9 protein-coding genes are annotated in these 9,998 nt (G+C 63.6%); 5 read left to right on the top strand and 4 right to left on the bottom strand.

The genetic code is table 11. The features are described 5' to 3' along the window. From VFF99_RS08020 to VFF99_RS08010, 3 genes are all read left to right on the top strand, one after another. The coding region (locus VFF99_RS08020; protein ID WP_325016684.1) for an ABC transporter ATP-binding protein at positions 1-1,015 on the top strand (1,015 nt) is incomplete at its 5' end. Then, entirely contained in the window at positions 1,012-1,473 is a 462-nt protein-coding gene (locus VFF99_RS08015; RefSeq protein ID WP_325016682.1) for a DUF1854 domain-containing protein, read from the top strand. The genes VFF99_RS08020 and VFF99_RS08015, both read left to right, overlap by 4 nt. A gap of 302 nt (positions 1,474-1,775) precedes the next feature. Then, positions 1,776-3,203 carry an alpha/beta hydrolase gene (locus VFF99_RS08010; RefSeq protein WP_325016686.1) on the top strand — a complete coding sequence of 476 codons (1,428 nt, stop codon included), beginning with the start codon at positions 1,776-1,778 and terminating at the stop codon, positions 3,201-3,203. A gap of 196 nt (positions 3,204-3,399) precedes the next feature. On the opposite strand, the gene VFF99_RS08005 is transcribed toward VFF99_RS08010, so the two are convergent. Both VFF99_RS08005 and VFF99_RS08000 read right to left on the bottom strand, forming a co-directional pair. After that, positions 3,400-3,852 carry a universal stress protein gene (locus tag VFF99_RS08005; RefSeq protein WP_325016680.1) on the bottom strand — a complete coding sequence of 151 codons (453 nt, stop codon included), beginning with the start codon at positions 3,850-3,852 and terminating at the stop codon, positions 3,400-3,402. A gap of 87 nt (positions 3,853-3,939) precedes the next feature. Continuing rightward, a complete protein-coding gene (locus VFF99_RS08000; RefSeq protein WP_325016678.1) occupies positions 3,940-4,494 on the bottom strand; it encodes a glutathione peroxidase in 555 nt (184 codons plus the stop codon). A 119-nt stretch (positions 4,495-4,613) separates the two neighbouring features. On the opposite strand from VFF99_RS08000, the gene VFF99_RS07995 reads away from it, so the two are divergent. Together VFF99_RS07995 and VFF99_RS07990 are read left to right on the top strand one after the other, a co-directional pair. Further along, positions 4,614-5,009 (top strand): ANTAR domain-containing response regulator, encoded by a 396-nt coding sequence (locus VFF99_RS07995; RefSeq protein WP_325016676.1) that lies wholly within the window; start codon positions 4,614-4,616, stop codon positions 5,007-5,009. A 383-nt stretch (positions 5,010-5,392) separates the two neighbouring features. Continuing rightward, positions 5,393-6,220, top strand: coding sequence for a Crp/Fnr family transcriptional regulator (locus VFF99_RS07990; RefSeq protein WP_325016674.1), 828 nt, complete (start codon positions 5,393-5,395; stop codon positions 6,218-6,220). A 196-nt stretch (positions 6,221-6,416) separates the two neighbouring features. On the opposite strand, the gene VFF99_RS07985 is transcribed toward VFF99_RS07990, so the two are convergent. Both VFF99_RS07985 and VFF99_RS07980 read right to left on the bottom strand, forming a co-directional pair. After that, complete coding sequence (locus tag VFF99_RS07985) at positions 6,417-8,660, bottom strand: putative bifunctional diguanylate cyclase/phosphodiesterase (protein WP_325016672.1); 2,244 nt, start codon at positions 8,658-8,660, stop codon at positions 6,417-6,419. A gap of 198 nt (positions 8,661-8,858) precedes the next feature. Further along, positions 8,859-9,884 (bottom strand): LysR family transcriptional regulator, encoded by a 1,026-nt coding sequence (locus tag VFF99_RS07980; protein ID WP_325016670.1) that lies wholly within the window; start codon positions 9,882-9,884, stop codon positions 8,859-8,861. Between the last annotated feature and the right edge of the window lie 114 nt (positions 9,885-9,998).

Raw genomic sequence — 9,998 nt, 5'->3', positions numbered from 1 at the left:
CACCGAAGTCGGCCTGCTCGTGGTGTGGGGCGTGGGCATCTGGCAGGTGTCGCGCGGCGACATCACCGTGGGCGTGCTGACCGCCTTCCTCGCCTACATCGGCCGCTTCTACACGCGCCTCGACTCCATGAGCCGCATCGTCTCGGTGACGCAGAAAGCCGCCGCCGGCGCCAAGCGCATCTTCGACATCCTCGATCATGTCTCCAGCGTGCCGGAATCGCAAAACCCGGTGCACCTGCCGCGCCTGGAAGGCCGCATCGACCTGCGCCAGGTCGGTTTCCGCTATGGCAACCGGGCTGTGCTGCGTGGCGTGGACCTGGCGATCAAGCCGGGCGAGATGATCGGCCTGGTGGGCCACAGCGGCTCGGGCAAGAGCACGCTGGTCAACCTCATCTGCCGCTTCTACGACGTCTCGGAAGGCGCGATTCTGGTCGACGGCGTCGACATCCGTTCGCTGCCGATCGCCGAGTTCCGCCGCCACATCGGCCTGGTGCTGCAGGAGCCTTTCCTGTTCTTCGGCACCATCGCCGACAACATCGCCTACGGCAAGCCGGATGCGACGCGCGAGGAAATCATCGCCGCCGCCCGGGCGGCCAACGCGCACGAGTTCATCCTGCGCCTGCCGCACGGCTACGATTCGCTGGTCGGCGAACGCGGCCAGACCCTGTCCGGCGGCGAGCGCCAGCGCATCTCGATTGCCCGCGCGCTGCTGATCGATCCGCAACTGCTGATCCTCGACGAAGCGACCTCCTCGGTCGACACCACCACCGAAAAGGAAATCCAGAAAGCGCTGGACAACCTGGTGCGCGGCCGCACCACCATCGCCATCGCACACCGCCTGTCCACGCTGCGCCAGGCCGACCGCCTGGTCGTGCTGGACAAGGGCCAGATCGTCGAAGTCGGCCCGCACGAGGAACTGCTCGCGCGCGGCGGCCACTATTTCCGCCTGTACCAGGCACAACTGCGCCAGGCAGAGAATGAAGCGCTGGCGGATGTCGAGGAGGATGCGGCATGAATCGCTTTACACTGAGCCGCAACACCTTCGGCAAGCTGGTCTTCACCGATGCGGAAGGCGTGCATGAAGGCGTGGTGCCGGTGCGCGCCTTTCCCATCGGCGCACCCGACACCGGCATTGCCATCGTCGATGTGGACGGCCATGAACTGGCGTGGATCAACCGGCTGGAAGACCTGCCCGCCAATACGCGCGCGCTGCTGCAGGAAGAACTCAAGAGCCGGGAATTCCTCCCGGTAATCAACCGCATCCGGCACGTCTCCACCTTCGCCGTGCCGAGCACCTGGGAAGTCGAGACCGACCGCGGCGTGACCAGCTTCGTGCTCAAGGGCGAGGAAGACATCCGCCGCATCGCCGGCAACGCGCTTCTCATCGCCGACAGCCATGGCGTGCAATACCTGATCCGCGACCAGAGTGCGCTCGACAAGGGCAGCCGCAAGCTCCTCGATCGCTTCCTCTGACGCATCTTGCGCATCCTGTCCACCGTGGCGGGATGCGCCCCTCTTGTGCCCTTCGGCAACTCTTGCCGAATTCCATTGCGCCACCGCAAAAGCTGTTCGCTTCGCATCTTTTTGCTTTCCTTTTTGACTTATTTTGATCGTTGCGCGCGTCGCTCAAAACACGATTCTGCATAGCAGAACGCCGCACATCAAAACCAATCAAGAGGAGACAACCAGTGAACAAGAAAATCTGCAGCGGCGGAGCACTGCTGCTGGGCGGGACATTCCTGCTCACCGCCTGTGGCGGCAACCAGACCGACGGCATGGCGTCGGCGGCAACCTCCCTCATGGCTCCGGCCAAGAAAGTCGTTTCCGAGGAATCGCGGGAGCATGACGGGCGTACTTTTGTCGTGCCCGATCCGGCAGCGGCGGGCGACTACGAGCTTGCGGCGGACGGCGGCGCCGGCTTCAAGGCAATGCCCGGCTCCACCGCGGCCACCGACCGCTGGGCAGGCGAACTGAACGGCGCGGCCTACCGCATCGAAGTCCCGAAAAACTGGAACGGCAAGCTGGTGATGTACGCGCACGGCTACGTCGGGCCGGTGCCGCAGCTCCGCGTCTCCATGCCCTCCATCCGCCGCCACCTGATCGAAAACGGCTACGCCTGGGCGGCATCGAGCTACAGCAAGAACTACTACGACGTGCGCGCCGGCGTGGAAGACACCAACGCCCTCGCCGACAGCTTCAAGAAGATCGCCAAGGAACGCGGACGCCACCTGCACGCGCCGCACAAGACCTACATCATCGGCCACTCCATGGGCGGCCATATCGCCGGCGCGGCCATCGAAGAAGAAACCTGGAAGACGGCTGTCAACAAGCAGAAGTACGACGGCGCGGTACCGATGTGCGGCGTGATGGGCGACACCGAACTGTTCGACTACTTCGGCGCCTATCAGCTCGCCGCGCAGACCCTGGCCGGTCATGCCAGCCACCCGGCCAGCGACTTCGGCAGCATCGCCAACGACGTGCGTTCCAAGCTGTTCGTCACCTTCAGCACGGTGCCCACCGCGCAGGGCGTGAAGCTGATGCAGGTCGTCAAGAACCTCACGGGCGGCGAGCGCCCCGTCTTCCTGCAAGGCTTCGGCAACACCGGATTGCAGAACGTGGTGTGGGGCACCTTCGGCAGCGACGGCACCGTCAACGGCATCCTGAACAAGAGCACGCTCGACACCAACCGCTTCGTCTACCAGTTCGACAACGACCCGGCCCTGTCCTACGACGAATCGCAATTCAACCAGACTGTGCAGGACCTGACGGCCGCGCACGACGCCAACCGGTTGCGCTCGGACGGGCTGCGCTGGATTCCGAAGGTGAATGGGCAGTTCAAGATCCCGGTCGTCACGATGCATACCCTTGGTGATCTCTACGTTCCGTTCAGCATGCAACAGATTTACCGCAAGCGTGCGGATGCGCAGGGCAGCGGCGACTGGCTGGTGCAACGCGCGATTCGTGCGCCGAGTCATTGCGACTTTACGGTGCGCGAGCAGGTTGATGCGTTCGAGGCGATGGTGAAGTGGGCGGAGATGGGGATCAAGCCTGCAGGTGACGATGTCGTCACGCCTTCGACTGTGGCTCATCCGCAGTATGGGTGTGCGTTTACCCGGAATGAAGGTGGGGCGGATGATAGTGCTGTCACCGTTGGGACGCGTGCTGTGATTGCGCCTATGTTGGCGGCTTGTCCGGCTTCCTGATTTTCTTCTCTTCGGTGAAGCGGTTTCTGTAGTCACTCCGTCGGGGCTTGCCGGGACTGGCCCCGGCAAGCATCCACGGAGTAGCAACCTAAACCGAGTCACCGAAGAGAGTGCGGTTAAGCGCTCGGTGGGTTTCGCTGCGCTCTACCCACCCTACGATCCTGACCGGGTTTTTCTCTTCTGCGAAGGGAGAGCGCTAAGAAACCCGAGGCTCAGCAGCAACAAGCACACTGCACCGCACCTTATCGACAAGCACGGCATCCATAGACCCCCTCCACCACCGCAAAGCAAACGGCTTCTTCCGCGAATGCCCCACGATGACGAGGTCGATCCCGTGCCGGTTCACGAGGTCGGAAATCACATTGACCGGCTCCCCGACCTCAAGATGCGGCGTCACCCGCAGGTCGGCTTCCTCGAGCAGCTTGCGTCCCGCCTCGAGAACCTGCGCCATGGCTTCCTTCTCGGCCAGTTCTTCATCGATCGTGGGAACGGCGGCGACGAACTCGCCCGCCAGCACGATGGGTGTGGGAGTCACCACGACAAGCAGGTGGATCTCCGACGACACGCCCGGTGCAAGACGTATGCACTCCTGCAAGGCATGGCGACTTTCGGGTGTCCCGTTATAGGCGACCAGAATTTTGCGATACATGACTGCCTCCTTGTGCAGGATGAGGAAATGTTTCTATTTCAATCATACATCGCGCCCTCGGATAGGCAATCGATTTTCGGCAAAGGATTACCGCGCCAGCACCCGTTCGATGTCGCCCACGAGCCGGGCGTCGTTCGGACCTACCCGGCTAGGGTAGCTGCCGACCACTTTCCCGCTGCGGTCGATCAGGTACTTGTAGAAGTTCCACTTCGGCGCCGTGCCGGTGATCTTCGCCAGCTCCGCATGCAGCGGATTGGCTTCCTTGCCGGTGACCGAGGTCTTGGCGAACATCGGGAACTTGACGCCGTAGGTGTTGAAGCAGAAATCGGCGATCTGCTTGCTGTCGCCGGGTTCCTGGTTGCCGAAATCGTTGGAGGGAAAGCCGAGCACGACCAGCCCCTTGGGCTGGTACTTCGCGTACAGGGACTCAAGCCCTTCGTACTGGCCGGTGTAGCCGCAATAGCTGGCGGTGTTGACGACCAATACGACCTTGCCGGCGTACTGGCAGAGATGCTGCGGCGCGTCGTCCTGCAAACGGTTGAAGCGCTGGTCGAGGAGGGACGGGCAGGAGGCCGGCGCGCTTTGGGCGGATGCAGGCGCGGCGACCGTCAGCAGTACGGGCAGGAGAAGGGCGGGCAGCATGGGAAATTCCGGATCGGGTTGGACGATTTCATTCTAGTCAAAAACCGCGGCGTGAGCCGGAAGCTTGCTATTTCTTGATAGCAATGGCTAATATGCGGGAAAAGCGACAAGGACCCTGCATGCTCAAAGTCGTCGTCATCGATGCGAACGCCATCTCGCGCAACCTGCTGACCTCCGTTCTTGTGAATGGCGGGTTCGATGTGATCGGCGACTCGAACACCAGCACCGCCGGCCTGGCGGCCATGGTGAAGCTGCAGCCGCAGCTGGTGTGCGTGGACCTGGGCGGCTCGGATGAGGAGGCCTTCGGGAAGCTCGCCACCATCCGCGACGGCCTGCCCAAGGCCGTCGTCTTCCTCGTCTCCGCCAAATTCGACGCCGCGACCGTCCAGACGGCCATGGAACGCGGCGTGCACGGTTTCATCGTGAAGCCCTTCAACGCCGTGAACGTCCTGGGCAGCATCCGCAAGGCCATCATCAAGCTGGCACAACAACACCGGACCCCAAGCTCCGTGTAACAATCTGCTACGGGCGTAGCCGGTGCGCCCGCTTTTCCAAGGATGACTCCGGAAAATTCCTACACGCCGGAACCGGTGGCCAAGGCATTTGTCAGTCTACTCATCACCTTCCAAAGCGCCGCCCCGCTTGTTTTGTAACGCTCGGAAACATCTCTCGGATGTTGCAATTCCTCAACTTTGTAGGAATTTTCCGAACACTTTTCTCCGTTCTCCGACATTTGTTTTCATCCGTCCGCTGATTTCGAGAAAGCGAACGCGCGGACATAATCCTTATCACTGATTTCCGCCTCGCAAAACGCCGCGGCCCAGACGGCGACCAGGACGGAAACCGAATTCCCAGAGCACGAAAGCCTGAACAACTATTCTTCAAAGAAGGATTCGCAATGCTGACTACCCAACTCTCCGACGCCCGCCCCTCCCCGCTATCGCTGGCAACCCCCTCTCCCGCAGGCGCTTCCTGGCAACGCCAGGCCAAGCTGTGGTCGAACCTGAAGGAAGTGTGCGACCTGCTGCGCATCCCCGCGAAACTGGCGGTGGACGATTTCCAGTTCCAGCACATGCAGTTCAAGGCCGGCCAGCGCATCCACACCATCGGCCAGCCGTTCGACATGCTGTATGTGGTGAACTCCGGTTTCCTGAAGACCGTGATGATCGATGAGCTGGGCAACGAGCAGGTGCTGGGCTTCCCGATGAAGGGCGACATGTTCGGCATCGACGGCATCCATCGCAAGCAGTACGCCACCGAGACCGTCGCGCTGTCCAACTGCGACGTGATCCTGATCCCGTTCAAGGTGTTCGCCGGCCTGGGCCGCAGCCATCCGGAACTGGAAGCCTCGATCTACGCGGTGATGAGCCGCGAACTGGTGCGCGAGCAGGCGATGGTCGGCACGCTGGGTTCGCTGTCCGCCGAAGCGCGCGTGGCACGCTTTCTGGTGTTCCTGTCGGAGCGCTTCACCGAGATGGGTTACTCGGGCACGCAGTTCAACCTGCGCATGACCCGCCAGGAGATCGGCAACTACCTCGGCCTGACGCTGGAGACCGTCAGCCGCACCTTCTCCGCCTTCAACACCATCGGACTGATTTCGGTCGACCAGCGCGCCATCGTGATCCACGACCTGCAATCGCTGCGCACCCTGCGCCGCCTGCCGCCGTCGCGCGTGCGCGCCAAGGCCGATGCGCCGAAGGCCAAGCGGGCCGTGGCCGCTGCTTAAGACTCGCTCACTGCATGTTTCGGACGCCACCTTCGGGTGGCGTTTTGTTTTGCGCATCGTGAACCTGGGCGCATGGTGGGTTTCGCTTCGCTCTACCCACCCTACAGTCCTTGGATGTTCATACCGTCACGTGGTGCATCAAGAATCGTAGGGTGGGTAGAGCGAAGCGAAACCCACCGATCCATCGCCTGCTGGCTCAAACCGTCACGCAAGTCTCGAACAAGTGCTCCACGTCCGCCGCCGGCGCCGGCCTGCCCAGCAGGAAGCCCTGCAGCACGCCGCATCCCGCCGCGCGCAGGAAGTCGGCCTGTTCGGTGGTTTCCACGCCCTCGGCGACGACCTTCAGGCCCATCTTGTGGGCAATGGCGATGATAGCTTCGGTGATGGCGATGTCGTCTTCCTCGTTGGGGATGCCTTTGACGAAGCCGCGGTCGATCTTGAGGCTGTCGAGCGGGTACTGCTTGAGGCTGACGAGGGAGGAGTACCCGGTGCCGAAATCGTCGATCGACAGCGCCGCGCCCATCGCGCGGATACGGTCGAGCATCACCACCGCTTCCGTCGGGTTCTGCATGATGGTGCTTTCGGTGATTTCGAATTCGAGGCGGGAAGCAGGCAGCCCGCTCTCGTCGACGGCGGCGCGAATGGTGTCGAGCAGGTCGCCGGCGGAGAACTGCTTGGCCGACAGGTTGACGGCGATATGCCCGAACTCGTAGCCGGCGTCCAGCCAAGCCTTGCCCTGGCGGCAGGCTTCGCGCAGGACCCAGGCGCCGATCGGCACGATGAGCCCGTTCTGCTCGGCCAGTGAGATGAAGGTGCCCGGCAGGACCAGGCCCAGCTCCGGATGGCGCCAGCGGATCAGTGCTTCCAGGCCGGACACCGCACCGGTGGAGGCCGAGAACTGCGGCTGGTAGTACAGCTCGAACTCGCCGCGGTCGAGCGCGCGACGCAGGCTGTTCTCGAGCAGCAGCTGCTCGAAGGCCTGGGTGTTCATGTCGCTGGTGAAGAACTGGAAGGTGTTCTTGCCGCGCTGCTTGGCGCGGTACATCGCGACGTCGGCGTTCTTGAGCAGCGTGGCCGCGTCATGCCCGTCCGCCGGATAGCAGGCGATCCCGATGCTGGCGGTCACGAACATTTCCTGGCCGCCGATCGAGAAGGGCTGGGCCATGGCGGCGATCAGGCGTTCGGCGAGGTTGGCCGCCGCGCCGGATGCTGGCGGGTCTTCGAGCAGCACCGTGAATTCGTCGCCGCCGAGGCGGGCGGCGATGTCGTTGAGCTTGAGCTGCGCGCGCATGCGGCCGGCGGCGGCCACCAGCAACTGGTCGCCGGCGAGATGGCCGAGGGTGTCGTTGACCGTCTTGAAGCGGTCGAGGTCGATGAACAGCACTGCGAGCTGGCGGCCGGAGGAGCGCGCGCGTTCGATCTCCAGCGCGAACTTGTTCATCATGCCGCTGCGGTTCCACATGCCGGTCAAGCTGTCATGGCTGGCAAGGAACTGCAGGCGCGTTTCGTCTTCCTTGCGGCGGGTATTGTCGGTGAACACGCCGACATAGTTGGTGATGTGGCGATCGGCGTCGCGCACCGTCGAGATCGAGAGCCAGGCCGGATACCATTCGCCGTTCTTGCGGCGGTCGCGCATTTCACCCTGCCAGTGGCCGTCGTTGGCCAGGTCGGTCAGCATTTCCTGGTTGAGCTCGGCGCCGGTGCCGGTCATCATGCGCGACAGCCGGCCGACCGCTTCCGCGGCGGAGTAGCCGGTGATGCGGGTGAAGGCGGGATTGACGGCTTCGATCCGGCATTCCGCGTTGGTGATGACGATGCCTTCGCTGGCCGATTCGAACACCCGGTTGGCCAGCCGTGACTGGTGCTCGAAGGCGACCTGCTGGCTGACGTCGAGCGCCACGCCCATCACCGCCGGGCGGCCTTCGTATTCGCAGCGGCTGCCCTGCACGTCGGCCCACACGACACGTCCGTCGCGGCGTACCGCGCGGTAGGTGTAACGGATGCTCCTCACCTCGCCGGTCAGGCGGAGGCGATGGTTTTCCTCCAGGATGGGAACGTCGTCGGGATGGGTAATGCTGGCCACGGGTGTGCCGATCAGCTGTTCGGGGCTGTCGTAGCCGAGCAGGTCCGCCGTCTTGCTGTTGGCGTAGGCGATCTTCCCGTCCTGCACCACGTAGAGGCCGACCAGGGATTGTTCAACGAAATTGCGGAACTTGCGCTCGGATTCCCGCAGCGCGTCGTCGTTCTGCAGCGCCGGGGTGGTCACGCCCAGCCAGACTGCCGCCGCAATGGCGGCCGCAAGTGCCAGCACCAGCCAGTACGGCAGGTGCGGCGCGGCGAGCGCCGCGGCGGCGGCGAACAGGCCGAGCGCAATCCCGAGCCGGCGGCGGGACAGGCGCTGCATGCGTTGGTTGATGTTCAGGTAGACCGGGAATTCCATGCTCGCTCATTCTCCGGACGAGCTGTGCCGGCGCCCCGGCGCAGGGCTGGCCGCGATGGGTCGTGCCATCTCCTCATCCCATAATTTATAGTTATCCGCCCATGGTACCGACGCAGTTGTAAACCGGCAACACCTTCGCCCCATGCAGCGATTTTCTTAGAGCGATTCCACCAAAAAGCAACAACAGGCAGGTAACAATCAGGCAACTTCGGGCCTGCGCACAGGCTCTGGCGCCGTCGCCTCGCTGGCCTTCTGCACCGCCTGTTCGGCCACTGCTTGCGCCAGCCCCTCGTCTGTCAGCGGACAACGGCCGGCACGGATGTGCAGGGCGGGATGGTCGGCGAAGAGTTCGGATATCCATTCGACGAAGACGCGGACCTTGGCCGACAGGTGCCGGTTCTGCGGGTACACCACGTGCAGGGGCAGGGGTTCGATGGTCCAGTCTTCCAGCAGCAGCTCCAGCTCTCCGGACTGCAGATAGGGGCAGAGGGCGAATGCCGCCATCTGCGCCACGCCCATGCCGGACAGGGTGGCCGTCATGTAGGCGTTCGAGTCGTTGACGGCGATGCGGCCCGGCAGGCGCATCTGGATGCGTTCGCCGTCGCGCGCAAAGTCCCACTCGGAGATCTTGCCGGTCTTGGCGGAGAAGTAGTTCACGCAATCGTGCCGCAGCAGGTCGTTGGGATGCTGCGGCCGTCCGTGCAGCGCGATGTAGGAGGGGGCGGCGCAGGTCACGAAATGGAGCTGCCCGATGCGCCGGGCGACCAGCGTGGAGTCTGCCAGCACGCCGCCGCGCACCGCGAGGTCCACGCCTTCCTCGATCAGGTCCACCGGCCGGTCGCTGCAACCGACTTCCAGGTTGATGTCCGGGTAGCGCGCCAGGAACTGCGGAAGCGCCGGCATCAGCAGGTGCCGGCCCAGCGCGGCGGGCACGTCGATGCGCAGCCTGCCGCTGGGACTGGCATGCGTCTTCGACAATGAATCCTCGGCATCGCGCACTTCGGCCAGGATGCGCAGGCAGCGCTCGTAGTAAGCGGCGCCGTCGGCGGTCAGGCTGATCTGGCGCGTGGTGCGGTTGAGCAGCTTTACCGACAGCGCCGTCTCCAGGTTGCGCACCAGTGTCGACACCGTCGCCTTGGGCAACTGCAGGATTTCGGCGGCACGGGTAAACCCGCCGGCTTCGACCACCTGCGTGAACACTTCCATCGCCTGAAGCTTGTCCATCTTCATTCCCCTTCTTGTGACATTCGCTGACGTCAGGGTGAAGCAGGCTACTGACATGAGGCTGTCAGTAGCCCTTTCGTACATTAGCGGCTGGCGTGCAGGCGCGGCGGATTT

Source organism: Noviherbaspirillum sp. (genome assembly GCF_035654295.1).
Lineage (GTDB): Bacteria > Pseudomonadota > Gammaproteobacteria > Burkholderiales > Burkholderiaceae_D > Noviherbaspirillum.
Note: the sequence above shows the minus strand (reverse complement) of the source record. Positions and strands in the feature narration are given on the sequence as shown.

Coding starts and splice junctions, on each gene's coding strand:
- VFF99_RS08005 (WP_325016680.1), bottom strand. CDS start 3,852: ATGTATCGCAAAATTCTGGTCGCCTATAACGGGACACCCGAAAGTCGC.
- VFF99_RS08015 (WP_325016682.1), top strand. CDS start 1,012: ATGAATCGCTTTACACTGAGCCGCAACACCTTCGGCAAGCTGGTCTTC.
- VFF99_RS07990 (WP_325016674.1), top strand. CDS start 5,393: ATGCTGACTACCCAACTCTCCGACGCCCGCCCCTCCCCGCTATCGCTG.
- VFF99_RS07980 (WP_325016670.1), bottom strand. CDS start 9,884: ATGGACAAGCTTCAGGCGATGGAAGTGTTCACGCAGGTGGTCGAAGCC.
- VFF99_RS08010 (WP_325016686.1), top strand. CDS start 1,776: ATGGCGTCGGCGGCAACCTCCCTCATGGCTCCGGCCAAGAAAGTCGTT.
- VFF99_RS08000 (WP_325016678.1), bottom strand. CDS start 4,494: ATGCTGCCCGCCCTTCTCCTGCCCGTACTGCTGACGGTCGCCGCGCCT.
- VFF99_RS07985 (WP_325016672.1), bottom strand. CDS start 8,660: ATGGAATTCCCGGTCTACCTGAACATCAACCAACGCATGCAGCGCCTG.
- VFF99_RS07995 (WP_325016676.1), top strand. CDS start 4,614: ATGCTCAAAGTCGTCGTCATCGATGCGAACGCCATCTCGCGCAACCTG.